This window comes from Methylocaldum marinum (assembly GCF_003584645.1).
GTDB lineage: Bacteria > Pseudomonadota > Gammaproteobacteria > Methylococcales > Methylococcaceae > Methylocaldum > Methylocaldum marinum.
Window position 1 is genome coordinate 373416 of record NZ_AP017928.1, and the last position, 26525, is coordinate 399940.

A 26525-nucleotide genomic window follows, 5' to 3' on the forward strand; every position below is an offset into this window, starting at 1 on the left:
CGGACACAATAACGGTATTACGAAACAAGTAAATACAAGAACTTACATGAAAGCGAAGGTCTACGCTCTGGCCTTGGGGTTGGTGCTCGTTCCGGGTATGGTTCACGCCTGGTGGAACGACGCTTGGTCGTCGCGCAAACCGATCGCGCTGGACGGCGGAGTCACCGGCGCGGATGTCCAGGAGACCTTGGCCGAGTTTCCGGTGCTGGTCCGCCTGCATGCCGGCAATTTCGCCTATTTCCTGGACCTGGCCGAGAACGGCAGGGATATCCGCTTCATGGCGGACGACAAGACGCCTTTGAAACATCACGTCGAGAAGTTCGACGCGATCAACGAGATGGCCCTGGTCTGGGTCAAGGCGCCGCAGTTCCGCGGCGGGATCAGCACCGATTCGATCTGGATGTATTACGGCAACGCCGAAGCGCCGGATGGCGGCGACGCGAACGGGACCTACGACGTGCATCAGGCGCTGGTGTTGCATTTCGACGAGACGGACCCGATGCCAAAGGACGCCACCGCCTACGGCAACCATGCGGCGGATTCCAAGGCCGCGGCGGAGCCTGCGGGCTGGATCGGCGCAGCGGCCAAATTCACCGGAGCGGGCGGCATTGCGATCAATGCCAATCCGGCTCTGCAACTTTCGCCCGATAAAGGCTGGACCTTTTCCGCCTGGCTGAAGATCGATCAGGCCCAGTCGAATGCTTACGTCTTGCACGCGGCGGAAGGCGAGAACGCGCTGGAGCTGTCGGTTCGGGACACCGGCCTGGTCGCGAAATATGCGAACAACGGCCAAGGGGTCGAGACGTCTCCCGCGCCGTTGCAACTCGGCAAGTGGCAGCACATCGCCGTGGTTCTGCGGACGGACAAGCTGGAACTGTACCTGGACGGCAACAAGGCGGGCGAGTCGCCGGCTTCGGCGGGGCCGATGAATCCGATGGTGACCTTGGGCGCCGGCGCCGCAGGCGATAGCCTCATCGGCTTTCTGGACGAGGTTCAGATTGCCAACACGGCGCGCAGCGCCGACTGGATCAAGCTCTTGGCGCGCAGCCAAAGCGCCGATTTCAACGTTCTCGGTTTCGGCCAGGACGAATCCAAGCAAGGGGCGGGCGGTCCCAATTATTTCGTCATCATCCTGCAAAGTCTGACCGTCGACGGCTGGGTGGTGATCGCCCTGTGCGGCGTCATGTTCGTGATCAGCGCCCTGGTGATGGTCACCAAGGGGCTGGCTATCTCCAGGGCCAATAAGGACAACCGCGCCTTCCTCGACCAATATCGGAACATGGACGCTTCCGCCGATCCCGGAGCGCTGGATCAGGAAGAAACCGAGGAAGAAAAGGAACTGAGCGAATCGGAGTTCCTCGCCGCGGTGGTGGGCAAGCATGACCACTTTCAGAGTTCTCCCGTCTACCACGTCTATCATGCCGGGGTTCAGGAGCTCAAAAAGCGGTTCGGCACCTTGGCCAACCAACCCTTGACCGACGAGGCGCTCAACGTGCTGCGGGCGCGGCTCGACGCGGCGGTGGTGCGCGAGGGGCAAAAGCTCAACCGCAATATGGTATTGCTCACTATCGCCATCTCCGGCGGCCCGTTTCTGGGCCTGTTGGGCACCGTCCTCGGGGTGATGATCACCTTCGCCGTGATCGCCGCCACAGGCGACGTCAACATCAACTCGATCGCGCCCGGTATCTCCGGCGCGCTGCTCGCCACCGTCGCGGGTCTCGCCGTCGCCATCCCGGCCCTGTTCGGCTACAACTACCTGCTCACCCAAATCAAGGACCTCACCGCGGAAATGCGGGTGTTCACCGACGAATTCCTGGCCCTGGTCTCCGAACGCCTGGCCGACCGCCACCGCGGAGGATAAGCCATGAAAGTCGAATCCGAAGAGAAGGTCTACGACGACATCAACATCACGCCCATGCTGGACGTGGCCTACGTGCTGCTGCTGATCTTCATCATCATGACCACCGCCACGGTGCAGGGCATCACCGTCAACCTGCCCAAGGCCAGCGCCACGCCTGCCCTGTCCAAGCCGAAAACCAAGGCGATCTCGATCACCCAGGACGGCACCATTTATCTCGACACCTACCCGGTGAGCCTGCAGGAGCTGGAAACCCGGCTGGCGCAGTACAAGGCAGCGACGCCGGACCTGCCGGTAGTGCTCAAGGCCGACGCCACCATCCAGTACGAGAAAGTCATCGACGTGCTGGACGTCGTGACGCGGTTGCAGATCAGCCAGCTCGGCCTGGTGACGCAGAAGCTGGTGAAGTAAGCCTTCTCTTCGTCGCCCGCCATGAGCAAGAAGACCTGGCTTCGCTATCTGCCGCTCGGGATCGGCGGGGTTCTGATCGTCCTGATCGCGGTGGCGGTTTTTTTTCTGAAGGACCTTTTCGATAAGCCGGTGCAGACCAAGAAACAGGTCCAGCAGATCACCGTGATCCAACCGCCCCCGCCACCTCCGCCGCCCCCGCCCGAGGAAAAGCCGCCGGAGCCGGAGATCAAGGAGGAGAAGATCGAAGAACCGGAGCCGGAGCCCGAGCCGGAACCCGAGCAGCAAGCGGACGAGCCGCCGCCGGGCGAGGATTTGGGCGTCGATGCGGACGGCGCGGCGGGTTCCGACGCCTTCGGACTGGTCGGCAAGAAAGGCGGAAGGGGGCTCATCGGCGGGGGCGGCGGCAACGCCATCATCTGGTACGGCCAGCAATTGCAGCGCCAGATTGCGGACGAGTTGCGGGAGAAGCTGAGCCAGAGCAAGGCACGGGACAAAAAGATTTCGGTGATCGCGAAAATCTGGATCAGTGCCGACGGAAGGGTTTCCCGAGCCGAACTGGGCACTTCCAGCGGCAACGACGATGTGGACGAAGCCTTGCGTTCGGCCTTGGAGACGCTCCGCTCGAAGCTCAAGCCTCCGCCGGAGAACATGCCTCAGCCGGTAAAGATCCGCATACGCTCCTAATCCGGAGCTGAAAATGCTTTGTAGGATGGGCCAAGTGAAGCGGACCCATCTCGGTCGGGAACGATGGGCACGGCCTATCGGCCTTTGCCCATCCTACACAACCGACACTGACACTTTTAAGAACCGAACGACTTGGGGAATTTCATGAAAGCAGACCGCAAGCTTCTCGCCGCACCTTTGGCCTTGATCCTGGCCTCCACCGCGGCGGCGGGAGAGAAGGAGGAACTGCTGAAGCTGAAGAACACCACGCTTAATTTGATCGATATTCTGGTACAGCAGGGAATCATCGACAAATCGAAGGCGGAGGAGATGATCAAGCAGGCCGAGACCAAGGCGGAGGCCGAGGCTAGGGCGGAAGCCGCGAAAGAAGCGCGGGTCGCTGCAACACGGGGTGGTCCGGGCAAGGGCAAGCCGGGGCCGATACGCGTAACTTACGTTCCCGATTTCGTGAAGGACGAGATTCGTGCCGAGGTGAGCAAGGAACTGCGCGACGAAGTGGTAAAGGAAGTCAAGTCCCAGGCCAAGACGGAAAAATGGGGTGTGCCGGCGGCTCTGCCGGACTGGGTGAATCGGTTCAAGCTGTCGGGCGATTTCCGCGTGCGCTTCGAGAATCAGCTATTTGCGGATGACAATCAGGAAGGCAGCTATCTCAATTGGCCTGTCATTAACGAGGAGGGCGGTATCACCGCCGCAGGTGAGTCCGCTTTCCTGAATACCACGGTTGACCGCCAGCGCTATCGCATTCGCTTCCGCCTCGGGCTGGAAGCTCAAATCGCCGAACACTTCAAGGCAGGCGTTCGCCTCGCCACCAGCAACGACCGCAGCCCGATTTCCATCAATCAAACCCTGGGACAATACGGAAAACAGTATGAGGTGGCGCTGGATCGGGCGTTCCTGCAATACGACTACGTGGACGACAAGGGAAGGGACTGGTTCACCGTTTGGGCCGGACGTTTCGCCAATCCCTGGCTGTCCACGGACAATATGTTCGACCCGGACCTCAGTTTCGAAGGCTTCGCAGGCACGTTCCGCCTGCCTATCGGACCTAAGACGGCGCTCGCGGAGAACTACTTCAAGTCGGGGCCGCAATACCGCCAGATCAACATGGGGTCTTCGGTGCCCAATGCGGTCTTCCTGACATTGGGCGCATTCCCCCTCCAGGAAATCGAGCTGGAATCCCAGGACAAATGGCTGTGGGCGGCGCAGACCGGGCTGGATTGGCATTTCGGGTCGAGCACACGCATGAAGGCCGGTATCGCCTATTACGACTACAAGAATATCGTGGCGCTGCCTAATGCACTCGGCAGTCGCAGGAACGATTGGACGGCGCCGGCGTTTTTTACCAAGGGCAATAGCCTGGCTCGAATCAGCAACGATCCTAGTGATACGAACGTCAACACCCGACTCGTTGGCCTGGCGTCGGACTTCGATATCATCGATGCGATGCTCGCTCTGGATTACGGCGGATTCGGCGCCAATCACATCATGTTGACGGCCAACTTCTCGGAGAATATCGGATTCGACCGAAAGGAGATTCTTCGTCGTACCGGTTTGGACATCAAGCCGAAAACCACCGCCTTCCAGGTTCGCCTCGACGTGGGCCGGCCGGAAATCCGTAAATTCGGCGACTGGAGCACTTTCTTCGCTTACAAGTATCTTGAGCGCGATTCGGTACTCGATGCGTTCACGGATTCCAATTTCCATTTGGCCGGCACCGATGCGAAAGGGTGGATGGCCGGCATGGTTTATGGCTTGGCGAAGAATACCTGGGCGAATATCCGCTGGCTTAGCGCCGACGAAATCGACGGTCCTCCGTTAGGGATCGACGTGCTGCTGGTCGACTTGAACGCCCGGTTCTGATGCATCGAGGTCGAGTATGTGTCCATTCGGTCTGAATTCGTCGTTCTCGGGGCTGCGGACCCGATCGGCGGTTTTTTTTCTGTCGCTATGCTGTGCTTCCGTATTCGGTTCTTCCCTAGCGCACGCTCAGGCCCCCAGGCAAGACGCCGCCGCTCAAGCCTTGCGCAAGGCGCAGGGCATGCTGCGTCAGTTGAGCCAGGAGAAGGCGGCTCTGGAAACGGAAAGGAGCGCTCTGCTGGAGCATGTCAAGAAATTGGAGGAACAGGTCCGGCGGCTGGAAGGGTTTGAAAACCTGGTTCAGCAGCAGAAGCGCAGTCTGGATAATCTCCGGGCGGGTAATGAATCGCTTCAGGGACGCATTCATCAGGACTCCGAACGCATACACGGCCTCAACGAGCGTCTGCGCGCCGCGATTGGCGAATTGAAAAAGTACCGGCAGGACAACGAGCTGCTGGTCAGTGCGGTAGCCGAGCGGTCCCGTTGGATAAAGGAGTGCACGGAGAAAAACGAAGGTTTATACCGGGCTAATCGCGAATTGCTCACGAAGTACCGGGGCAAGGGGTTTTGGGAGGCGCTTACCGAAGGTGAGCCTTTCACCCAGATCAGCTCGGTACGGGCCGAGAACGAGGCCCAGGCATTTCAGTTTAAGCTCGAGGACTTGCAGGTCACGCCTTGGCAGGAGGCCGGCGAAAATGCTTCGGAACCGAGCCCGGCCGGAGGTAGCTATGAGGTCGATCCGGATGAGGAGGAAGACGAGCAATGAACGGAACCCTGCGACCTACAGTGGCCGGGTCGGCAATCCCTTGCCGACGGCCCCATCGGCGAGCGGGTTCCGGTACGGGCGGTGTGAAAATGCCCTGGCGTCCAAGGGTTCGGTCAGGGTTCGGGGAGGGGTTCGGCCTTGTTGAGGAGGGTGCCGAGGATGGGTGTGGTGCTCAACTGGGTGAGGGCGTCGGTGAGCTGGGTCTGGGTGGTGCGGCCGGCCTCGATCACGAGGAGGGCGGCATCGACGTGAGGGGCGAAGGCGAGGGCGTCGGCGGTGGTCAGGTGGGGGAGGTCGAACACCACGATGCGGCTGGGATAGCGGTGCTTCAACTCGTCCACCAGGCGCGCCATCTTGGGGGAGGCGAGGAGTTCGGCGGAGTCGGGGAGGGGGCGGCTGCCGGGGAGGATGACGAAGCGGCCGATGCCCTTGGGATTGATGAGGAGGCGCTCGATGGGCACGTCGTCGAGGAGGTAATCGGCGAGGCCGTAGCGGGGGGTGAAGCCGAACGCGGTATGGACGGCGGGACGGCGGAGATTGGCATCGACCAGGAGGACGGTCTGGCTGACGTCGAGGGCGAGGCTGAGGGCGAGGTTGATGGCGGCGACGGTCTTGCCGGCTTGGGGGTTGGGGCTGGTGACGGCGAGGGCGTTCCAGCCGTGTTCGCGGAGGATCTGGAGGACCTTGGTGCGGAGCACCTTGTAGGCGTCGAGGTAGGGGCCCGGCTCGTAGCCGGCGATCAGGCGGTGGCGGCGCAGGACCTCGCGGCTGACCTCGAGCGAGCGGGTGGTGGTGTACTCGATCCGCGCGGCGGGCTGCAGGGAGGCGGTGCGGGTTTTGTCGAGAACGGGGACGGTCGATTCCATAAGAGGCACTCCGGGTCGAAGATGAGGGGTTAGCCGAGCAGGGTGTCGAATTTGCGGAGACTGCGGAACCAGAGCACGTCGAGCGGGCTCCAGAACCAATGGACCAGGCCCAGCACGAGGAGCAGGGCGCCGAGGCCGAGGCCGGCGAGGAGCCAGCGCTGGCGGGTCTGGTCGACGGCCAGGTCATCGGTCACGAGATAGGGGATGACCGCGAGCGGGGCGACGCCCGCGAGGGCGGCGACGTTGCGGGGGGTGCGCACGGTGTGATCGAGGGTGGTGCGCAGGACGATATAGCCGACGGCGGCGGCGAGGCCGAGGATCAGGCCGAGGACGGCGATGGCCGGGCGGTGGGGCTTGATCGGTTTTTCCGGGAGCAGGGGCGGCTCGATGATGGAAAAGCGCTCGCCCTTGCTCTTGCGCTCCAGCTGTTCGCCGATCTGGGCTTCCATCTGCTTGGCGCGGAGCTCGCGGTAGCGGTTGGCGGCATTGTCGTAATCGCGCATGAGGGCCAGATACTGGCGTTCGGTATCGGGGGTGCGCTGCAGGCGATCCTGGTAATCGGCCAGCTTGGTCTGAAGCTCGATGCGGCGTTTGCGGAGCGCCTCGAGCTCCTGAAGGGTGCCGGCTTTTTGGGCGGACAGGTTGAGATAGGCCGGATTGTCGGGCTGGCGGGCGGCGACCGCGCGGGCGGTGGTCTCGGGCGCCGCCGCGGCGAGGGACTCCTCGTAGGCGGTGATCTTCGAGGTCAGGGCGATCACATCGGGATGATCGGGGGCATGGGTGTCCTCGAGCACGGCCAGTTCGCCGCGCAGATGGGCGAGGGTCTTGACCGTGTCGAGGGAATTGTCGATAGGCCCGAGTTCGCGCAGCAGGGCCTCGAGCTCGCGGCGCGCCTTGACCACGTCCGGGTGCTTGTCGGAATAGCGGCTGGTGAGGGCGACCAGTTCGGTCTCGAGGTGCTTCAGGCGGTCCTGCTTGCTGAGGATGCGCTGGCCGGTATCCGAGATGATCGGGGTATCGGGCGAGATCTGGGCGAGCTCCGCGTCCAGATAGATGGCGCGCTCCTGGAGCGTGCGCAGCTGCACGTCGAGCGCCTGGAGCTCGTGCTCGGTCTGTTGCAGGAACTGCAGATTGAGCGCCTTCTGCTCGGGCAGGGCGTACATGTGGGCCTCCTTGAACTGGGCCAACTTCTGCTCGAGTTCGCCGACATAGGCGCCGATCTGCTCGACCTCCTCGGTGAGGAAATCGGAGGCTTCGGCGGTTTTCTGGGTGCGGGTCTTGAGGTTCTCCTCGAGGTAGAGCGAGGTGATCTCGTTGGCGACGCGCTGGGCGGTGTCGGGGCGAGGGGCGTCGTAGGACAGGCTGAAGGCGATGGTGGCCTTGGTCGGCCGTCCGGAGCGGGGATCGATGACCTCGGCGCTGATCGGCTGGAAGGCGATGTCCTCGCGCATCCGCTCGATGATCTCGTCGGTGGTCCGGGTGAGACGCGCCTTGGCATAGAGATCGAACTTCTCGACGATGGCGAGGAGATGGGAGCGGGTCATCACGCGCTGGCTGATCATCTGCAGGCGCTCGGCGGCATAGCTGGTGATGGTGGAGCGGACCAGGTCGGCCGGGATCTCCTGCTCCTCGATCAGGATCGTCGCGGCGGAGCGGTAGGTCGGGGGCAGCAGCAGCGCGGCCAGGAGGCTGAGCGTGAAGAGGCCGGCCGAGATCGCGGCGAAGGCGGTCTTGTGGCGGCGGAAGGTGGCGAGATAGTCGCTGAGGGCTTTTTCTTCCATTGATGGGTACTCAATCTCAAAACTGAAAGGGATCGAAATCGTACTTGAGCCGGAGAAACACGGCATGGTCGTCCTGGCGGCCGGAAAAGGCGCCATCGCGGTCGCCGAGATCGCGGAGGGCGTACTGGTAGGTGCCGCTGAGGCGCCAGTGCTCGGTCAGGGCGTAGGTGAGCTCGGCGCCGAGCCGGTAAGACACCTGGCTGAGGATTTCGCCGTTGAACAAGGGGAACGCCTGATCGGTGTAGGACAGGGTCAGGGAGGTGTTGAGGCGCTCGGAGAAGCGGTGGCGGCCGGTGAGCACGACCCGGTCCGACTCGAACAGGGTGCCGTTGATTGACGGGCTGATCTGATGGGAATAATCCAGCTGCCATTCGGACGACTCGAAGCGCTGGCGCGCGGTGGCGGTGACCAGGGGGCCGAACTGGGCGTCCTTCAGGGTGACGTCCTCCGGAATCAGCACCCGGACGGGGATGGGGCCGATGAAGACGAGCGCCTGCCGAAAGGTCCGCAGCTCGGTTTCCGAGAAACTGTACTGGCCGCCGCCGGAGACGCCGATGTCGAGGGTCTCGGTGACGGCGTACCGGAAGCCGGCCATGGCATTGACGTAATCGATGGCGCGCTGGTCGGCGCGGTAGGCGGTATACGCCAGCGTGCCGTTGAGCCCCAGGCGTTCGGTGAGCTGATGCTCGAAGCCGGCGGACGCGGTGTGCGAACGCGAATCGACATAGCTGAACTGGGTGCGGGCGTCGTAGTCGGCGGCATGATAGCTATAGCCGAGGGTGAAGCGGGTGCGCTCGCTCCAGGCATAGGTCCAGGCGGGGGCGAACGAGGTCAGGCTGCGCTGGACCCGGGTCAGCACGATGCCCACCAGTTCATCGGACTGCGAGGCCAGCAGGGCATCGTCGGTATAGTTTGCGGTGAGCGCCCAGCGCGAGCGCTCGGTGGCGTAATGGGCGTCGAGGTCGAGAAACTGGTTCTGGGCATCGATATGTTCGATCGGTGCATAAAACTGATTCTGCAGGCGGGCGCGGCCCTGCACCTGCCAATGGGCCTCGCGGGCGATCAGCCGGGTCGTGAAGCCGAGATCGGTGCCCCAGACCGCGCGGGGCCCGAGCTGGCGTGGCAGGAGCCGGATATTGGAATGGAACTCCTGGCTCAGGCCGGCCTGGGTTTCGAGGTGCCAGTCCACGGCCAGGGCGGCCCTGGCGAACGCCAAACCGAGGCCGAAGCCGAGGCCGGCCAGCCGTTTGCATCGAACCGCCATGATCAGCCGCCTCGGGTGTGCGGCCGGGGAGGCCGGTGGAGCATGGGGTGCCGCGGGAGCCTCAACGCACGACCACGATGTCGCCGTTCATCAGCAGGATGTTCTGCTCGAGCTCCTCGCCGGCGGAGACGGCATCGTAATCGAACGCGAGGGGAGTGGTGCGGTCGCCGGTCTGGCGGAGGATGGTGATGTCGTCGCGGTCGGCGAAAGGGTTGAGGCCGCCGGCGAGGGCGAGGGCGTGCATCACGGTGACGCGGCCGGGCGTGACGAATTCGCCGGGCTTGTTGACCTTGCCGACGACGTAGATTTTCTGGCTGGTGGTGATGACGGAGACCGAGACGACGGGGTCGGCGAGGAAATCGGTCAGGCGCTCGGTGAGGGTGACGCGGACGTCCTCGATGGTGAGGCCGCCGGCGGGGACGTCGCCGACCAGGGGAAAGGACAGGGCGCCGTCGGCACGGACCAGAACCTGCTTGGTCAAGTCCTCCTCGCGCCAGACCGAAATCTCCAGAACATCGCCCGGGACGATGCGGTAATTCTGCGGCATTTGCAGCAGTGGTGTGTCATTTGCCGCATCTGCGGAAGCACCGCCGACGGTAACCAACAGTGACAGGAATGTGAATAGTAGTCGATACATGCTTATTTAATGAGCTTGAAGGACGCCATTAGCCTGCAAATTAGAGGCCAAACCTGATGGGCATCAAATTTGTAAGTAAAATGGGTCTGGTCCTGCGGGTGATGAACAGAAGAGTAAGCAAGCGCCCGGTTCCGGGCGTTCTTGCTTGAGCAGACCGCTTCATGGCGGCGCGAAGATAACTTCATGATGGTACTAAAACAACTTCATAACGGAGCGATAGGCAACAGGGGTTGTCTTTGGTCGTCGCTCGCCGCGATTACATCCTTACACTTACTGTCGAATCTAGGGAGTTTATTATGAAGATCAGATTTACTCGGTCAATTCCAGCGTTGATCGTGGCCGCCGCCGTGTTGACCGGATGCGGTGGGGCCGAGGAACGCAAGGCCGAGCATCTCGCGCGGGGCCTTGAGTTTTTCGAGGCTCGGAACTTCGACAAGGCGAAGGTCGAGTTCAAGAACGTGCTGCAGATCGATCCCAAGACGGCAAGCCCTTATTTCTATCTGGGACGGATCGAAGAAGATCAGAAGAACTGGCGGGAAGCGTTCGGATTCTATCAGAAAGCAGTCGAACTCGATCCGGGTAACCACGAGGCCCAGGTCCGGCTGGCGAAGTTCTACCTGTTGGCGAAGGACGCCGAAAAAGCGACCGAACTCCTGGAGCCGGCGGCCGCGGAAAAACCGACCGACATCGAGGTGCGGATGCTCCAGGCGGCGCTGGCGAATCTCAAGGGGGACGGCGCCTCGATGCTGGCGCAACTGCGGGCGCTGGTGGCGGAGAAGCCGGCCCGGCCGGACCCGTATCTGGTATTGGCGTTGCATCTGGTACAGCAGGAACAGGCGGACGAGGGCCGGAGTGTGCTCGAAGAGGGGCTTGCGGCCAATCCGAACCACCCGGCGCTGTTGACGGCTCTCGCGCGGCTTCAGCTACAGCAGGGGCAGGCGGAGGCGGCGGAAGGCACCATGAACGCCTTGATCGCGGCACAGCCGGACCGGCTGGAACACCGGGTGATGCTGACCGAGCTGTATCTTAAGCAGAGCCGCTGGGACGCGGCGGAAGCAGCACTGCGCAACACGATGCGGGATTTGCCGGAGGAACCGCGGGCGCCTTTGTTGCTGGCGCAGTTTTTCGTAAAGCGCGGCGACGGGAAGCGGGCGGTCGACGAGCTTCAGACGGCGATCGGGGCGAGTTCTTCGGAGAAAGCGACTGCGCTGCGCTTCGGACTTGCCAAAGTGCATGAAAATCTGGGGGAAGTGGAGCAGGCGGAGACCGTATACCGTGCCCTGATGGCGGACAGCGAGAATAAACCTGACGGTTTGAAGGCGACGACGCTGCTGGCGGAACTACTGGCGAAGCGCGGGCGTGCGGAGGATGCGCGAGAGCTGGTGCAGACGGTATTGGCGGAGACCCCGCAGGACTATGCGGCGTTGTCGTTGCAAGGACGGCTGGCGCTGGCGCGGAAGGATGCCCAGGAAGCTATCGCCTCGTTCAGGGCGCTGCTCAAGGACCAGCCCGATGCGGTGGAAGTGTTGACGCTGCTGGCCCGGGCCTACATGCTGGACGAAAAGCCCGCGCTGGCGCAGGAACAGCTGGAGAAGGCGGTGGCGGCGAAGCCTGCGGAATATCGGTTGCGGAAGCAATTGGTGGAGTTCTTGGTGGCACAGAAGAACCTGCCGCTGGCGTTGGACAAGCTCAACGAGTTTCTCAAAGTGCAGCCGAAACACCTCGATGGACTCAACCTGAAGGCGGACCTGTTGGTGGCCAGCCAAAAGGCGGAGGCTCTGGAAAAGGTGCTCAAGGAGATCGAGACCGAGTTCCCGGATAAAGCCGTCGGACCGTTCCGGCTGGGCCAACTCTATCAAAGCCAGAAAAAGCCGGAGGCGGCCTTGGCCCGGTACGAAGCGGCGCTGGCGCGGGCCAAGAACGATTACGAGCCGTTGAAGGCGATCGTTTCGCTGCACCTTGCGGAGAAGCAGCCGGACAAGGCGCTGGCGCGGATTCGAAAGGCCTTGAAGGATGACCCGAAGCATCCGACCGCGCATCAGTTGCTGGGGCTTTACTATTTCGCCCAGAAACAGGAGGCAAACGCAGTCAAGGCGCTCCAGCAGGCGATCGAGACGAATCCGAAGTGGCGGCTGCCGTACTACAACCTGGCGGGCTATTACGAGCAGAAGAACGACCTGGCCGGGGCGGCGAAGTTGTACCGGCGCGTGTTGGAAATGGAGCCGAAGGACATCGCGTCGCACATGGGGCTGGCGCGCATTCTGGAGCAGGGTAAAGACTGGGCGGGAGCACGCGCGGAATACGAGGCGGTGCTTGAGCGGAATCCGGCACATGCGCTGGCCGCGAATAATTTGGCGGCCTTGTTGAGCGCGGACGCGGGCGACCGCGACCAGCTTCAGCGGGCACTGGCCCTGGCCGGGCGGTTCGAGACGTCGACCGAGCCGGCGTTTCTCGACACCCTGGGCTGGATTTACTACCAGTTGGGGGAGACGGAGAAGGCTCAGCCCTTATTGGAGAAAGCGGCCGAACGGATGCCGGACGTGCCGGTTTTCCAATACCATCTCGGCATGCTCTACCTCAAGTCCGGCGACAAAGAGCGAGCCAGGTCGCAGCTCGAGAAGGCGGTTGCGGCAAAGACGGATTATTTGGGCCTGGATGATGCGAAACAGGCTCTTTCCAGCGTTTCCGAATGACGACTTACATACAGCGTGGCCATGCCGCCATTCAATCGCGTAACGTGGCCGAAGCCGCGGAATGGTTCGAAAAGGCCGTTGTAGAGAATCCGAAAGACGGCCAGGCCAAGGCTTGCCTGGGACAGGCCTTATGCTGGCTGGGCCGGCGCAAGGAAGGCATTGCTCATCTGCGCCAGTCGGGCCAGCTGCTGATGAAGAAAGCGCGCAAGAGTCGCGATGTGAACCTGCTGCTCGGGCTTGCCGAGCAGTTGCAGTTCTGGAACGACTATCACGGATCCCTGGAACTGGCCGAGCAGGCGGTAAGAATCGACGGTTCAAACGTTCGGGGCTTTCAACTGCTGGCGCTCGCGTATTCGAGGCTGAATCGGACCAAATCGGCATTGTCCGCCGGCCGGCGGGCGGTGAAGCTGGCGCCGCACAGCGCGGTGCTGCAGATTCTGTTGGCCACGCTGGAAGCGGCCGAAGGAGCGAGGGAAGAGGCTAGGCTGAGGCTGGAAAAAGTCTTGAAAGGCTTCCCGACACCGGAGGAAAAGTTCCGGGCGCATAAGGAACTGGCTCGGATACTGGACAAGCTCAAGGCATTCGATCAAGTGTTCGCGCATTTACACGCCGCCGCGGAGGTGTCCGGCTTGCTCCCGGAGGTTCGAAAGCAGGATGCCGCCCTGGTTCCGAATTTGATCAGAACCTACACCGACGGTTTTACGGCGAATTTGCTGGGGCGTTGGTCGGGCACCGGGTTTCCCCGGAACGATCGAGCGCCGCCCGTATTTCTGGTCGGGTTCATGCGCTCCGGGACGACCCTCACCCAGGAAGTTCTGGACGCCCACCCCGATGTTTTCGTCGCCGACGAGACCGATTTGATGGTCGCTTTGAGGAAGGAGCTCGACCTGATGGCCGGGACACCGGGAACGACGCCGGAACAACTCGCCAAGCTCGACCTGGCGGGCGTCCTCCATTTGCGCCGGTTCTACTGGAACCGGGCAAGGGCGCTTTTCGGAAACGAGGCCGATCGACCGGTTTTCGTTGACAAAACCACGATGAACACCATCGACCTGGGGCTCATCAATTGCATTTTTCCGGATGCCAAGCTGATTTTCGTCATGCGCGACCCGCGCGACGTGTGCTTGAGCTGTTTCATGCAGATCATGGTTCCGACGCCTTCCACGGTCCATCTTTTGAGCTGGGAAGGTACGGCCGCCTTCTATGCGCAGATCATGGACTGGTGGCGATCCATGAAAACGCGGATGACGCTGGATTTCATGGAGTTCCGCTATGAGGATGCGGTATCCCGGTTCGACACGACCTTCCGTGAGGTCTTCTCTTTTCTCGGGCTATCCTGGAACCCGGCGGTTGCCGATTTTCACAAGCGGGCGGCGGGAAAATACATCAATAGTCCCAGCTTCGGCCAGGTCGCCCAGCCGCTTTACGCTTCGTCGGTGGGGCGCTGGCGATATTACGCATCGGAATTTGGGCCAGTGTCGGATATTCTCGCGCCGTTCGTCACGGCGTTTGGGTATGACCCATGAAGGCAAGTTACTAATGGTCCGGAAAGTAAAGCCACAAGAGCCCCTCTCCCTCTGGGAGAGGTTGGGGTGAGGGCGATTCGAGTAGGACTTTACTTTATTTCCGCACAGTAATTCCAAATTGCTTTCAAAAAGAGATCAATTTTTCGTAGGGTGGGTTAGGCCGCAAGGCCGTAACCCACCGAGCGACCTCGCGTCGGTGGCTTACGCGGAGCCTGTCCTGAGCCCAGTCGAAGGGGCTGTCCCGAGCGAAGCCGAGGGGCCAACCCGCCATCGATGGGTTTCGCTTCGCTCTACCCATCCTACGATCAATGTTCACTTGAATGCCGGATGGAATAGAGCATTTTCCGTTGTACCGGCTTCAAGGCTCTCGCTCGTGAGCGATGACCGAAAAGTTCCCGCTGCTCGATGAGGATTCCCGAACCGGAGTTCGGGAATCCGCCTGAACCGCATCATCGAGCTCGTTCGGCTCCGCCCGCGTCGTCCGAATGCAGCCCAGCGAAAACCGCGGGCGTCTCCCTGCCGGAGCTGAATCAGTCCGCCGTCTTCCGTTTCCGCGCGCCGGAGAACGCCAGAAGGCCGGTGGCAAACAACCATACGGCTGCGGGGAGGGGAACCGGCGACGCTTGCAGGTTGCCGTTGATCCAGACATCGGCGTGTAACCCTGCCGAGGCATTCGCCCCCAGGTTGAAGAGCAAAGGCCCCGACGAGTCCGCCATGGTCGCATTTTGAAGTCCGAACACCGAGGCATTGACGAAAGCAAAGCCCGTAGAGGAACCGTCGCTGGAGTCGGTCCTGTAAAAATCCAGGAAGATGTCGGTATCCGCCGTCTGGCCGCCGGCGGAAGCATTCAATTCGAAATCCAACGCCAGTTCGATGGCATAGCTATCGCTGCCGAGATTATTGAAATCGAGGCGGAACAGTCCCAAGTGCGAAGACGTTGCCGTGCCGTCGCTTGCGTTGCCGCTTACCGCGAAAGTCCGGCTGAAACTGGTCCCGACGGCGACCGGGCCTATGGTCGGATTATCGGCTGTTATCGCTCCGTCGCCGGTGGTCGCGGCATAGGACGAAGCGTCCGCCTGTTCGAAATAGCCCAGAATTTCGAGTCCAGACAAATCCCCGGGATTGCTGAGATTAGCAATGCTTTGAATGGTATAGGTCAGCGTCGCATCGCTGCTGAACGCACTGGCCGCCAAGGCGGTTTGGCCGGTCGACAGACTCAACGCCACCAAGGCGGCCGATAGCTTGTGGCTGTGAAAAAGCGGTTTCATGAATATCTCCCAATAGAACGGTGAGCCGCAGGAACCGCAAGCGGGACATGTTTTCGTTTCCGGCTTGCGGTTCGCGGTGTGCCTCGATTGTTTGCGGCCGGTTTACGGCTCCAGATAATCTTCGAACGGAAGAATCGGGTCGGCGTTTCCGTTTTTCCCAACCGCCGGAATCGTCAGGGTGTCATCCGTAGCCAGGTTCGGATTCAGCGGATGGCCTGCGGCGACCGATTGGCTGTCGCCCGTATGTCCATGGGGAACGACGATTTCGGGATGATCGAAGGGGGCCTTTTCGTAGCGTACACGGTCGTCGGTAAGGGTCTTCAGGAAGGCGAGCAGATGGGTACGCTTATTGGGATTCTCGGCCAAGGTAATACTGTCAACCAAGGAATGCTTATCGGGATTGTTGACGTTGCCGAACCGCGAATAGAACTCGATAACCTCGTCCAGGGTGGCCATGCTCCCGTTATGCATATACGGCCCGGTCAGTTCGATATTCCGCAGTCCCGGTATTTTGAAAGCGGCATGCGTGGCCACGGCTAACTTGGCCGGTGCCGAAACCAGCGCTGCATTCGCCGACGCAACGGTTGGAATGTATTTGCGGACATCATTCAGGCAGTCTTGATCGCGCGGTATCCCTTCGCGGCTACCGTCGATTTCTATGCCGCCGGGTGTGGTAAATACAGTGGGAATAACATTGTCGATATTAAGCGCTAGAGGCGTTCGAAAATCGCAGCTGCGTACCGTGGTGACACCCGGATCGAGAATTTCCGAATAATTGCCGAGCAAATACTGAACGTACTGACCGGAAAAGGACAAGGGATTGCCGAAATCATCGACGCCGCCCACCCCGGGATCGGCATCCGGATCGCCCACGCCGGTATTGGCGAAACCCATGTCCATCAACCGTTGACCGCCTGAAATGACGTCACGTATCACAACGCTAACATGCCGATTGATGCCCGCATCCTTTGCTCCGGAAGGAAGCCCAAAGGCTTTGGGGCCATATTCGATCAAGCTGTGGTCCGGACCGAAAACCGCGCCGGGTGTAGGCGTCACCAGAATGCTGTTCGTGACCAGGGCGGCGGTCGTCAGGGTCGGTCCGCCATGGCAGATATTGCAATGATTGTCGACGAAGGTGTTGAATCCATCTTTTAGTACCTCGATTTCCTCGGGCGTCTTGCCCATGCCCTCCCAAGTGGGTTTGTGCGTGACCGGGTTACGAGGTGTCAAGTCGATGGGCGCTTGATCGGAGACCAGAGTTGATTGATACAGCTGCAGGGCTATGCCGAAAAACATGGAAAAATTGGCTTCCATCTGGTTGTACGGCGCCTGGCCGGGAGGTGCCCCGAACGGACCGATGCCGCCGTAAGACCAATATTTCGGATTGAATGACTGGGTGATGAGTTGCTTGTAGGTCGTATTCAGCCCGGGCTTCAGGTTTCCGGCCGAACTGAGGCTGAAGGATCCCAGTACGCTGTCTTCATGGTGAACCTTCTGATACTGCAGGGGCTGGCGCAGCAACAGCTTTCTTCCAATGTCCGGCCAGGTACGCTGCCTGCAGCCCATTTCCGAATCGCTCAAGGGCGGAGCCGTCGCCAAGGAAGCGAGCGAGGAGTTTTCGAGGTGTAAGCGTTCCTTGACCACGTTTCGGGCGCCGACTTTTACCCATACGCCGGCGTCCGGGTCACGGTCGCCCCAGGGGCTGCTGCCGTTGAAGATGTTATTGGCGCGGCCATCCCAGAAATTGCGGTGGTTGAACACGGCATTGATGACTGTCGGTGCGTTTCGTGGTTCAACCCGTCGCGTGCCGACATGATTGACGTGAAACACGGGATCGGCGTCGCGGGCACACTGATCGCTCGTCCCGGAGAATTTGGAGGCGCCGGCAAATTCGCCACTAAACGTGCCGGATGAAGCAACCACGTCGTCGGTTGCAAACGCGACGCCGCTTTCCTGATTGAATGGATCGTTGTAGCGGAAGGTCGGAAAGTCGCCGCGGGTCAACGTATAGTTGGCTCCCCCGGAGCCGGAAGGCATCGCTTCGAAAGTCTGCCCGCTCGGATGGCTGCTCTTATCCCCCGGATTCAGCTGATTCTTGACGCGACGGTCCGCTCCGGCATGGAAATGGCACGAACCGCAGGCCATGCCGTCACTGCCGACGCTGGTGTCCCAAAATAAGGCTTTTCCCAGGATGATCGCGATGTCCTTGTTGACGACGATGGGGTCGGAACCGTCCAAGAGCCCTGGAACGGGAGGAATCGGCACCTTTTGCAAGGGCATCGGTTCAGGCCCGTGAGCCGTTGCCGACTGTGCCGTCAGGAGGATCCCCCACAACATAACGTTATTTATAGACCGCATTTTTCACCTCAAAGTAAGCGGCATGAGAGGCTCTCCCTCAAAGTCCCGCGGCTCGAAACGCTTACCGAATATGTTCAGGAGAAACGGGGATGGGATGGTGATCCCTGCCCCGGCGAGCGTTTCCCGGATCCGGCAAAGCCGAATCCGGGAACATCTTGGATCAGGCAGCTACCGAGCGCGCCTTCTTCCTGCCGAGCGACACCAGGCCCATTAAGCCGGTGCCGAATAGCCAGACGGCTGCAGGGACGGGTACGGGGGCTGGGGTGGCGGCGGCGGCGCCGAGTACGAGGTTGTCGATTCTCAAGTCGAATCTCTTGCCGTCCTGTGGGACGATGGGATAGCCCTTGTAGTGGATCCAGAAGGCGTCGATATCCGCAAACGAAGAGTCCAGGTTCAGCACACCCTCGAAGCCGTTGGCGACTGTCTGATAAGCCACCGCGGAATCGTAGTTGGTGCCGTCACCGGACGAAAGGTCCGGATTCAGCGCCGTATTGAAACCGATGATTTCCCATAAGTCATCGGGCCCGGTCCCCGGATTGGCATTCTTGATCGGCGCGTAAAACTCCAAGGATTTGAGGCTGAAGGACGTGCTGTCCTGAGCGCGTACGTAGATGCCGGGGGAGTCGGGATGGTACTGGAGCAAGGTGCTGTCGTCTCCATCGTACCGGTGCAGGTGAGCGTTCGGGTCCGGGTTGCTCACGGTGCCGATCGCCGCGCCAGCGGTGAGATAACAGCCGGCCGAGCCCGCCCCGGCACAGGTCCCGTCCGCCTCTGGCGCGATGTTGGCTTTGCCGTAATAGGCCGCGAACGTCATATCCTCGAAATCGATCGTCACGTCATCCACGATGGCGGCGCTAGCGGTACTAGCGGCCAAACTCAGTGTGGAAAACATAAATCCGGCGATTGTCTTCGATAGGGTCATTTACAAATCTCCGTTGGTTATAGGTCCAGCATTCCCGCGTGGTCGGGGAGTTGTGCCTCCCGGCGGGAATTCCATGCAAAAAAAACCGGGCAGACGAGAAGAAAACCCGGTCGTCGAAAGACCGATCCAGAGGTTTCCCGCTGAAATCGGGGGAGGGAGTTTCCGTTGCCTGATCGCCACGCCATGACGATCGCCCCCCCGGTGGAGGAAGGCAAATGTCATACCAAACGAAGTGCATGACGGCTGGCTAAAGTGCAAGCCGCGTGGAACCTGCGCCATTGCTGTAAAGAAGCACTTCTGCCTCGGATTTCTATAGGCTGGATTCGGCCGGATCGTTCGCGGCAACTGTGGGATTCGATTGAGAGAGGTGTGTGAAATGACACAGTTGATGAAGCTAGCGCTCCTTATCCTGCGTCGAAGGCGGTCGACGTAAAGTGTCACCTGAGATACTTGAGCCCACATATCTTTGTGTAAGCAATTGCGTACGGGCTATCCCAAGGAGCTTTTGCATTTGATGGCATGAGATGTGCTTATTTAAACGATGCGCAACAGTCTGTCACTTTCGATTTACATGCGGAACTATGAAAAAACATTTCTTATCAAGTCTGCTTCTGCTCGGCTGCGGCTTTTCGGTTTATGCCGTTCAAGAGGGATCGCCGATTCCCGGATGCCCCGCGGTCTTGCCGGGCAATAGCGAGAAGTTGAATTTCGATGCTTATACCGGAAAAGTCTTGCTGGTCGACTTTTGGGCTACCTGGTGTCCGCCTTGTAAGAAGTCCATGCCCTTTTTGAACGGTTTGCGCAACGAATATTTGAAGAAGGATTTTGAAGTCGTCGCCATCAACGTCGACGAGAACACCGAAGAAGCCCTGCGGTTCCTGAAAGCCCATCCGGTGGATTACATCACCGCTTTCGACCCCACGGGCGAGTGCCCGCGGGTTTTCGAAGTGCAGGCTATGCCGTCTTCATACCTTGTCGATCGTCAGGGCAAGGTTCGCATGGTTCACCTCGGGTACCGCGACGAGGATCAGGAAGGGATTCGAAAGCAGGTCGACGCTCTTTTGGGAGAGTGAGATGACGTTCTTCCGTAAGCCTCGGTTATCGTATTTGCGGCAACCGATACTTTTGTGCGCCTGTGTCGTCTGTCAGGCCTGCAGCAGCGTGGCTCCTTGGGAGAGAGGCACGCTGGCCAGGCCGGAAATGTCGATCAATCCGAACCCCAGCCTGACCGGCCTGCGCGATCACATCTTTTCCAGCAAGGAAGCCTCGCAAGGTGGACACAGTGGCACGGGGGGCGGCTGTGGCTGCAACTGATCCGTATCCACCGTCTCTCTGCCGATTCGCTTGCCGTGCCGCGCCGGCAGGTCGCCTTTTTAGCGGAGAAAGGGCTTATCCTCTCCGTCTTGCGTGCCGGCATGGTCCAGGCGGCGTCAGCAAGGGATGCCAGGCTGACTCACAGCACGTCCGCCGGCGACCCGAGTTAGGTCGGCAATCCTTTGCCGACGACGATGTCTGCGTCGCCCTTGCAACGAAGGCGACGTGAGACATGCGGGTTAAATCGGAAAAGCCCAAAGCCCTCCTTGCCCTGACCACGGCCGCTCTCGGGCTCCCGGGCATCGATGCGCCGGCCGCGACTCCGGTTTCGCAAGCGCAAGGTAACGTCAGTTTCGGTTATTACCAGGAAAGCGATAACCGAATGCAGGTTGAGGTCACCCACGGCGATTTCATCATCCCGGTTTCCGACCGGCTCGAATTCACCTTCAGTATTGACCGCGATACTTATACAGGCGCCACGCCGGCGTTCAGCATCCCGGCGACCATGGCGGATCAGCCCAAGTACAAGCAGAATGACGACGGAACGCCCGCCAGCGCGGCGACGCCGGCCGATGTCGTTTCGGCGGCTTCCGGCGGGGTTACCGCTGGCGGGTTGACGATTCTGGGCGGGCTCAATGCCTTTAAAGGTTTCGTCGATGCGGGACGTGCTGCGGAGGGCGCTGCTGCCGCGGAGATAGAGCTGTGGAAGCGGGACAACCCCGAGCCTTCGGCTCCTCCCGCACCGCCGACCATCGGCAACGTGCAAATCGATTTTGAAAACATGCTGTTCGCGGCCTATTACGCCAAAGCCAACGCAGTGCCGCAAGCGGACGGCAGTTGTGCCGGAACCGGGCAGCTCGGATGCTATTACGAGGATGGTTTTGCGATCGGGACAGTGGACGACGGCAATCCGAGTGCCCACCTGCACCGGTACGACGGAGATTTCAGCACTTTGCTCGGCTATCACGCCGACTCGCCCGGCATCTACTTGCGGGAATTAAACGGGGCACCCTTCAGTCTCGATTCCATGGAGTTTTACGCCCGGACCCGGAATGCCAATCCGGGGACGGGGCCCGACGACTACTGGGAGATCCTGGGTTTTAACCAGGCGTCGAACCCCGGCCTCGGCGAAGGCGACGGCACAAACTATGCAACGCGTGTAGCCTATCAGATTGTGGCCAACGGCTTCGAAGGTGCATTGACCCTGAACGAGGCGTTTCGGAACATCAATGCCTTGTGGATCCATTACAAAGGCCATCCAAAAACTCCTCCCGCCAACACGCGGTTCGAAACTCAAGTAGATAACATCAACCTCTCGGGTGTAACCGTACCGATCGAAAGGACCGAGGAGCAAAAGGCGTGGGACAGAAAGCTAGAAGCTGAGATCAAGAGACTTACCCGTCTCGCTGTCATCTCGCAATATCGCGCGGTTCTCGACGGCCTTGTACCGAAAGGCACCAAGACGGTCCAACGTTTTCAGCGGCAGCCCCGGGAATCCAGGACCATGCCGGTGTTCGGTGCCAAATACTATTTCGACGAAGCGACGCTTGCGTTCTCCGGCGGCTATTCTCTCGAACCGGATTTCAAATCCAGTTTCGGCTCGATCAACCTAAGCCGCGAATTCAACCAGAAACACACCACGGTGTCCGCCGGCTACAGCCTGACGAGCAATGACATCACGCGCAGCATCGCCCATTCGGTAGATAGCGATCACTCGCACGATAACGATGAGTCGCCCAACTACCCTGATTTGCGCGAAGAGAGCGTTTTCCACGGTTTTAGCACCAGTATCGCTCAGGTTTTGGACAAGAATACCTTGTTTCAGGCGACAGCCAGCTACACTAACCAGAGCGGTTATCTCACCAATCCTTATAAGTTCGTTTACGTCCGCGGGGAGATCACGCCCGAGGAATACTACGAGATATCGCAGGCCAGGCCCGGGACGATCGACTGGAAATCGGTGACCGATCTCGAAGTCGTGGGAATCGAGCTGTTTCGGGAGAGACGTCCCGACGAGCGCAACCAATGGGCTTTTTCAGGCCGATTGAACCGCCATATACCGGCGCTGGATGCGTCCCTGCATTTCGATTACCGGTACTACTTCGACGACTGGGGCATCGATTCCCACACCTTCGAGTTGAAGTGGTATCAGCCGTTGCCGTTCGGCATTATGGCGGCGCCTAGCATCCGCTATTATTCGCAGTCGCAAGCCGATTTCTTTGCGCCTTATTTCCTCGCTCCGAGAGCCGACGGCTATTATTCGAGCGATTTTCGCCTGTCCGGGTTCGGCGCCTTGAGCGGCGGGATCACGTTCAGCAAGCAGTTCACCAAGGGTATTCGCCTGGAAGCGGGTTTCGAGTATTACAGCCACGCCGGGGATTTGAAGTTGGGCGGGGGCGGCGCGGGCGACTATGCCGACTTCAATTATTTCCTGGCTCATGCCGGACTCAACGTCAATCTGTCGGCGCCGGGTTCGTTCGCGGGCGGCCATCACCATCACGGCTCGCACCATCATGGGAGTCCCATGCCTGCCGGTATCATGGTCGGCCATATGATGGACCAGGCCGATAGCCTGATGGTCGGGTATCGCTACATGTACAGCAACCAGGCGGGCGCCATGCTGCACGGTACCGGCAGGGTCGGCAGCCGAACGCTGACCGGTAGCGCCTGCGGCGACTCCGGATGTATCTCCCGCCCGACCGACATGACCATGCACATGCACATGCTGGACATCATGTACGCGCCGACCAGCTGGCTGAACCTGATGCTGATGCCCCAGCTGGTCGACATGGATATGAGTTTGAAGCAGCTGCCGGGCGCTCCGGAAGACGACGAGCACGGCGGCGGGCACAGCAGCGACGGCTTCGGCGATACCTTGATGGTGGCGTTGATCAAGTTGTTCGACGTGTCCGGGCACCGTCTCAATCTGGGACTGGGGGTCAGCGCGCCCACGGGTGATGTCGACATGACCGTGGATGGCGGTGCTACGGAAGACGGCAAATTACAGGATTACGGCATGCAGCTCGGCAGCGGCACCTGGGATTTCAAACCCAGCCTGACCTATACGGGACAGTCGGACAAGTGGTTCTGGGGCGCGCAGGTGAGCGGCACCAAGCGGCTCGAAGGCAGAAACAAGTCGGGTTATGCCCTGGGCGACGTATTTCAGACCACCGCCTGGGGCGGCTACAGCCTCACGAACTGGCTGTCGGCGTCGGTGCGGGGCGTTTACACCGTCCAAGGTTCGATCCGCGGAAAATTCAACCGTGAACATTCGACCAGCGCGCCGGTGGATTTTCCGTCCAACTACGGCGGGCGCTATTGGGATGTGGGATTGGGTTTGAATCTGTCGGTACCCAGCGGCGATTTCGCCGGCCACAATCTCAGCATCGAGTGGCTGCAGCCGGTATCGGACGATGTCAACGGATACCAGTTGGAGCGCACCGGCTCCTTGGCGGTCACCTGGAATTATGCGTTTTGATCGCTCGGGGCGTGGTTGCCGATTCGATTCCGGTTTTCGGCCGCCTGTTCGGTAACCGATCGCGAGACGCTCCTGCTTCTCGGGTTGAACTCGGGTTGAACTCGGCTATTGAACGAAACCGAAACGAGGGTATTCATGATCCAGCGGCGTATACCGTTCTTTGAAGCCGGAGTTTCCAACAGGATGCGCGGGAAGCGGCTTTGCCGCCTTCGTCGGCAAAGGATTGTCGACCGGTGCCGTAATCCGTTGTCATTTCCGGCTCCATCGGCAGGGAGTCTATCTCCGACGTCCATGTTGCGGGCTTTCCCTCGACAGAACTCAGGACAGGCTCGCCCGCGGGCTGCTCGCGACGCTTTCTCCTTACCCTCTGAGTTTAAGTCGTCGGGCAGGAGCCTCGGAGCAGGCGGAAAACAGACTTGAATTCACGCCACCTCAAATCTTTCCGCTTTGCCTTCAAGGCAATGGGCAGCCCCTGCGAAATCCAGCTGTTCGCCGAGAGCGGGGCAGAGGCCCGGCGGATTTCGGACGCGGCCGTGACCGACGTGCGCCGACTGGAAAGCCGCTATTCGCGCTATCGCAGCGATAGCTTGCTGTCCGGGATCAACCGGGTCGCTGCCGAGGGCGGCCGGATCACGGTGGACGCGGAAACCGCGGGTTTGTTGAACTACGCGGCCACCTGCCACGAACAAAGCGCCGGGCTCTTCGACATCACTTCGGGAATCTTGCGCCGCGCCTGGCGCTTCGACCGGGGCGAACTGCCGGATGTCGTACGAGTACAGGATTTGCTTGAGCGGATAGGCTGGCACAAGCTGCGCTGGGAGCCGCCGGTGCTCGAATTTCCGGTACCGGGCATGGAACTCGACTTCGGCGGCATCGTCAAGGAATACGCGGTCGACCGGGCGGCGGCGCTGTGCCGGAACGCCGGCATTCGACACGGCGTCATCAACTTGGGGGGCGACGTCAGGCTGATCGGCTCGCGTGCCGACGGCAGTCCCTGGCGAGTCGCCATTTCTCACCCCCGAGAAAAAGGATCGATGATCAAGACCTTGAGCTTGCGGGAGGGCGCGGTTGCCAGCAGCGGCGACTACGAGCGCTGTATCCTCGTGGACGGCATCCGATACGGTCATGTGCTGAATCCCAAAACCGGCTGGCCGGTACGCCGTCTCGCCGCCGTCAGCGTCGTGGGCGACCTTTGCGTGGTTGCCGGGAGCGCCTCGACCATCGCCATGCTCAAGGAGGAGGACGGCCCGGCCTGGCTGGAAGCCATGGGTTTGCCGCATCTCTGGATAGACGTGGACGGGAATGTGGGCGGTTCATTGGCGGAATCGGGGGCGTGGACTTAGAGGGGGAGCGTCGCGAGCGATGTGCCAAGGGGGGAGATTGCTTTCCAACTCTTGATACAGGCCGAAGCGCGCTATCGCGACTTTGCCAACTTCTCCCGACCGTATTGTCCGATTGGAAATTGACCGGGGATCCGGTGCCGACGAATCGATCTGCAATACCATATCTCTGAGCGGTATGCCGCCGAACTAGGGCATATACCGCATTCTCGGTTATCGGCTTTCGAAGCATTGGTCCTCGGAGGGGGTGTAGCGCCTGGACCTGAGCTTTGGCACGATCTTTGCTGTGTCTTGGTGGCGCTCAAGCCACCGCATCTCTCCCACGCTGTCCGACACAGGCCTCCGTATGCAGCGTCGCTGCGGGAACGGCGGGGCGAGTGCGCTGAATTTCAACTCCTAAACTGCAGGGCTGCATATGAAACAAATCCGATTGACCGACGCGATCGCGACGATCGTCGCCGGTTCTGTGCTTTCACTGGGGACCGTTGCCGATGCCTCGGCGCACACCATGTACAACACCTACAACGCCGGAACTCCGCCTACCGATGGAGCCACTGACGGCTGGGTCTACGGCGGTTTTAATGAGCTTTATCCGACCGTATCGCCGGGATGGGTGGGCACTGCCGGCGCCACTACGCTACCGTTCGGCTATGCGGGTAGTGCCCATCTGAATTGGGCGGCGGAATTTCGCGACGCGGGCGAAACACTCGAAGTCTCGAGAGCCGACGCGCAAGCGAGATACGGCCTCGCAGCGGACATCGATACTTCCGGAGGCGCCTGGATGGACGCCCAACCGTTCCCGCTGGGACGGTCAGACTATACCGACATCGGGCTGATCCGGTCGGATGTCGATGCGTACATCACGCTGAATCTAACCGCCGACAACGCGGAAATCGCCAATTTCGGGATTACGGTCTTCACCGGTATGGACACCGGGACGAACTACTCGCACCACGAAATCTGGAACAGCCCGGCTCAAGGCTTCGACTTCACCGCGAGCGATCCATTCGACACCGCCGGCCTGAATTATCTGACCCACGATGCCACGGTCGACGGGGTCAACGGCCTGACCTTCCTGGCGGAAGCCGGCCAGATCTACTCCATCTTTCTCGGTGGCAGCGGCGGGGCCCATTGGGCTCTAAACAGGAGTGCCTATGTGCTCACCGTGAGCTCTGCTCCGGTTCCGATACCCGCGGCCGTATGGCTGCTCGGTGGCGGTTTGGCCGGGGTCGGGCTGGCCGGAAGTCGGAAACGCCGTGCCGTCGACGCTTGAGCCGGCCGCGCGCGGCGGACACTGTGAGTGCCGTTCTACGGTGACGACCGGCAACTTGTCCGCAGACGCAACCGGGGCGGGCGCGGAGCGATTTCGGAAATGGTCCACTCCCACACACCCCGCTTGAAACCAGGCTTTGCACGTACATCCAAACTGCTCCGGCGCGCCTCTCCTTGAGCGAAATGCCGCTAGAGCCTGTGGCATATGCCGTACTTCCTGGAGCCGGCGC

19 protein-coding genes are annotated in these 26525 nt (G+C 60.7%); 12 read left to right on the top strand and 7 right to left on the bottom strand.

The genetic code is table 11. The features are described from left to right. The first annotated feature begins 46 nt into the window (after positions 1-46). The 5 genes from sS8_RS01670 (at position 47) to sS8_RS01690 (ending at position 5576) form a co-directional block, all read left to right on the top strand. Complete coding sequence (locus sS8_RS01670) at positions 47-1861, top strand: DUF2341 domain-containing protein (protein WP_119628137.1); 1815 nt, start codon at positions 47-49, stop codon at positions 1859-1861. A 3-nt stretch (positions 1862-1864) separates the two neighbouring features. Then, on the top strand, positions 1865-2269 hold the full coding sequence (locus tag sS8_RS01675) for an ExbD/TolR family protein (RefSeq protein ID WP_119628138.1): 405 nt from the start codon (positions 1865-1867) through the stop codon (positions 2267-2269). Positions 2270-2290: 21 nt separating this feature from the next. Next, a complete protein-coding gene (locus sS8_RS01680; protein ID WP_119628139.1) occupies positions 2291-2953 on the top strand; it encodes an energy transducer TonB family protein in 663 nt (220 codons plus the stop codon). Positions 2954-3097: 144 nt separating this feature from the next. Further along, positions 3098-4813, top strand: a complete 1716-nt coding sequence (locus tag sS8_RS01685) for a putative porin (protein WP_119628140.1) — start codon at positions 3098-3100, stop codon at positions 4811-4813. 16 nt (positions 4814-4829) lie between these two features. Then, on the top strand, positions 4830-5576 hold the full coding sequence (locus sS8_RS01690) for an exodeoxyribonuclease VII large subunit (RefSeq protein WP_119628141.1): 747 nt from the start codon (positions 4830-4832) through the stop codon (positions 5574-5576). A gap of 113 nt (positions 5577-5689) precedes the next feature. Here sS8_RS01690 and sS8_RS01695 read toward each other — a convergent pair whose 3' ends face one another. The 4 genes from sS8_RS01695 to sS8_RS01710 form a co-directional block, all read right to left on the bottom strand. Beyond that, complete coding sequence (locus tag sS8_RS01695; RefSeq protein WP_119628142.1) at positions 5690-6442, bottom strand: CpsD/CapB family tyrosine-protein kinase; 753 nt, start codon at positions 6440-6442, stop codon at positions 5690-5692. 29 nt (positions 6443-6471) lie between these two features. Beyond that, on the bottom strand, positions 6472-8223 hold the full coding sequence (locus tag sS8_RS01700; RefSeq protein ID WP_170160904.1) for a GNVR domain-containing protein: 1752 nt from the start codon (positions 8221-8223) through the stop codon (positions 6472-6474). A 16-nt stretch (positions 8224-8239) separates the two neighbouring features. Further along, entirely contained in the window at positions 8240-9487 is a 1248-nt protein-coding gene (locus tag sS8_RS01705) for a porin family protein (RefSeq protein WP_119628144.1), read from the bottom strand. A gap of 61 nt (positions 9488-9548) precedes the next feature. Continuing rightward, positions 9549-10124, bottom strand: a complete 576-nt coding sequence (locus sS8_RS01710) for a polysaccharide biosynthesis/export family protein (RefSeq protein ID WP_119628145.1) — start codon at positions 10122-10124, stop codon at positions 9549-9551. Positions 10125-10420: 296 nt separating this feature from the next. On the opposite strand from sS8_RS01710, the gene sS8_RS01715 reads away from it, so the two are divergent. Then, positions 10421-12817: a tetratricopeptide repeat protein gene (locus sS8_RS01715; protein WP_119628146.1), complete on the top strand. Its 2397-nt coding sequence runs from the start codon at positions 10421-10423 to the stop codon at positions 12815-12817. Continuing rightward, the gene (locus sS8_RS01720) at positions 12814-14343 is read left to right on the top strand and encodes a tetratricopeptide repeat-containing sulfotransferase family protein (protein WP_232020476.1); all 1530 of its coding nucleotides are present in this window, start codon (positions 12814-12816) and stop codon (positions 14341-14343) included. Before sS8_RS01715 ends, sS8_RS01720 begins: the two co-directional genes overlap by 4 nt. Positions 14344-14873: 530 nt before the next feature. On the opposite strand, the gene sS8_RS01725 is transcribed toward sS8_RS01720, so the two are convergent. The 3 genes from sS8_RS01725 to sS8_RS28880 all read right to left on the bottom strand — a co-directional run bounded on the left by sS8_RS01725 (position 14874) and on the right by sS8_RS28880 (position 18891). Next, complete coding sequence (locus sS8_RS01725; RefSeq protein ID WP_119628147.1) at positions 14874-15611, bottom strand: VPLPA-CTERM sorting domain-containing protein; 738 nt, start codon at positions 15609-15611, stop codon at positions 14874-14876. 102 nt (positions 15612-15713) lie between these two features. Next, positions 15714-17948: a cytochrome c peroxidase gene (locus tag sS8_RS01730; RefSeq protein ID WP_119628148.1), complete on the bottom strand. Its 2235-nt coding sequence runs from the start codon at positions 17946-17948 to the stop codon at positions 15714-15716. Between the two features lie 181 nt (positions 17949-18129). Beyond that, on the bottom strand, positions 18130-18891 hold the full coding sequence (locus sS8_RS28880) for a hypothetical protein (RefSeq protein WP_232020477.1): 762 nt from the start codon (positions 18889-18891) through the stop codon (positions 18130-18132). Positions 18892-19472: 581 nt separating this feature from the next. On the opposite strand from sS8_RS28880, the gene sS8_RS01740 reads away from it, so the two are divergent. The 5 genes from sS8_RS01740 (at position 19473) to sS8_RS01760 (ending at position 26296) form a co-directional block, all read left to right on the top strand. Then, a complete protein-coding gene (locus sS8_RS01740) occupies positions 19473-19964 on the top strand; it encodes a TlpA family protein disulfide reductase (protein WP_119628149.1) in 492 nt (163 codons plus the stop codon). Between the two features lies 1 nt (position 19965). Continuing rightward, entirely contained in the window at positions 19966-20205 is a 240-nt protein-coding gene (locus sS8_RS01745; protein WP_179952392.1) for a DUF4266 domain-containing protein, read from the top strand. 232 nt (positions 20206-20437) lie between these two features. Further along, on the top strand, positions 20438-23683 hold the full coding sequence (locus sS8_RS01750; protein ID WP_119628150.1) for a DUF3570 domain-containing protein: 3246 nt from the start codon (positions 20438-20440) through the stop codon (positions 23681-23683). 461 nt (positions 23684-24144) lie between these two features. After that, entirely contained in the window at positions 24145-25026 is an 882-nt protein-coding gene (locus sS8_RS01755; protein WP_119628151.1) for an FAD:protein FMN transferase, read from the top strand. Between the two features lie 412 nt (positions 25027-25438). Then, positions 25439-26296: a hypothetical protein gene (locus tag sS8_RS01760; RefSeq protein ID WP_119628152.1), complete on the top strand. Its 858-nt coding sequence runs from the start codon at positions 25439-25441 to the stop codon at positions 26294-26296. Positions 26297-26525: the final 229 nt, after the last annotated feature.

Bases quoted from the DNA above. Each gene is read 5' to 3' on its own strand.
- sS8_RS01670 (WP_119628137.1), top strand. From the start codon at position 47: ATGAAAGCGAAGGTCTACGCTCTGGCCTTGGGGTTGGTGCTCGTTCCG.
- sS8_RS01675 (WP_119628138.1), top strand. From the start codon at position 1,865: ATGAAAGTCGAATCCGAAGAGAAGGTCTACGACGACATCAACATCACG.
- sS8_RS01680 (WP_119628139.1), top strand. From the start codon at position 2,291: ATGAGCAAGAAGACCTGGCTTCGCTATCTGCCGCTCGGGATCGGCGGG.
- sS8_RS01685 (WP_119628140.1), top strand. From the start codon at position 3,098: ATGAAAGCAGACCGCAAGCTTCTCGCCGCACCTTTGGCCTTGATCCTG.
- sS8_RS01690 (WP_119628141.1), top strand. From the start codon at position 4,830: ATGTGTCCATTCGGTCTGAATTCGTCGTTCTCGGGGCTGCGGACCCGA.
- sS8_RS01695 (WP_119628142.1), bottom strand. From the start codon at position 6,442: ATGGAATCGACCGTCCCCGTTCTCGACAAAACCCGCACCGCCTCCCTG.
- sS8_RS01700 (WP_170160904.1), bottom strand. From the start codon at position 8,223: ATGGAAGAAAAAGCCCTCAGCGACTATCTCGCCACCTTCCGCCGCCAC.
- sS8_RS01705 (WP_119628144.1), bottom strand. From the start codon at position 9,487: ATGGCGGTTCGATGCAAACGGCTGGCCGGCCTCGGCTTCGGCCTCGGT.
- sS8_RS01710 (WP_119628145.1), bottom strand. From the start codon at position 10,124: ATGTATCGACTACTATTCACATTCCTGTCACTGTTGGTTACCGTCGGC.
- sS8_RS01715 (WP_119628146.1), top strand. From the start codon at position 10,421: ATGAAGATCAGATTTACTCGGTCAATTCCAGCGTTGATCGTGGCCGCC.
- sS8_RS01720 (WP_232020476.1), top strand. From the start codon at position 12,814: ATGACGACTTACATACAGCGTGGCCATGCCGCCATTCAATCGCGTAAC.
- sS8_RS01725 (WP_119628147.1), bottom strand. From the start codon at position 15,611: ATGAAACCGCTTTTTCACAGCCACAAGCTATCGGCCGCCTTGGTGGCG.
- sS8_RS01730 (WP_119628148.1), bottom strand. From the start codon at position 17,948: ATGTTGTGGGGGATCCTCCTGACGGCACAGTCGGCAACGGCTCACGGG.
- sS8_RS28880 (WP_232020477.1), bottom strand. From the start codon at position 18,891: ATGACCCTATCGAAGACAATCGCCGGATTTATGTTTTCCACACTGAGT.
- sS8_RS01740 (WP_119628149.1), top strand. From the start codon at position 19,473: ATGAAAAAACATTTCTTATCAAGTCTGCTTCTGCTCGGCTGCGGCTTT.
- sS8_RS01745 (WP_179952392.1), top strand. From the start codon at position 19,966: ATGACGTTCTTCCGTAAGCCTCGGTTATCGTATTTGCGGCAACCGATA.
- sS8_RS01750 (WP_119628150.1), top strand. From the start codon at position 20,438: ATGCGGGTTAAATCGGAAAAGCCCAAAGCCCTCCTTGCCCTGACCACG.
- sS8_RS01755 (WP_119628151.1), top strand. From the start codon at position 24,145: ATGGGCAGCCCCTGCGAAATCCAGCTGTTCGCCGAGAGCGGGGCAGAG.
- sS8_RS01760 (WP_119628152.1), top strand. From the start codon at position 25,439: ATGAAACAAATCCGATTGACCGACGCGATCGCGACGATCGTCGCCGGT.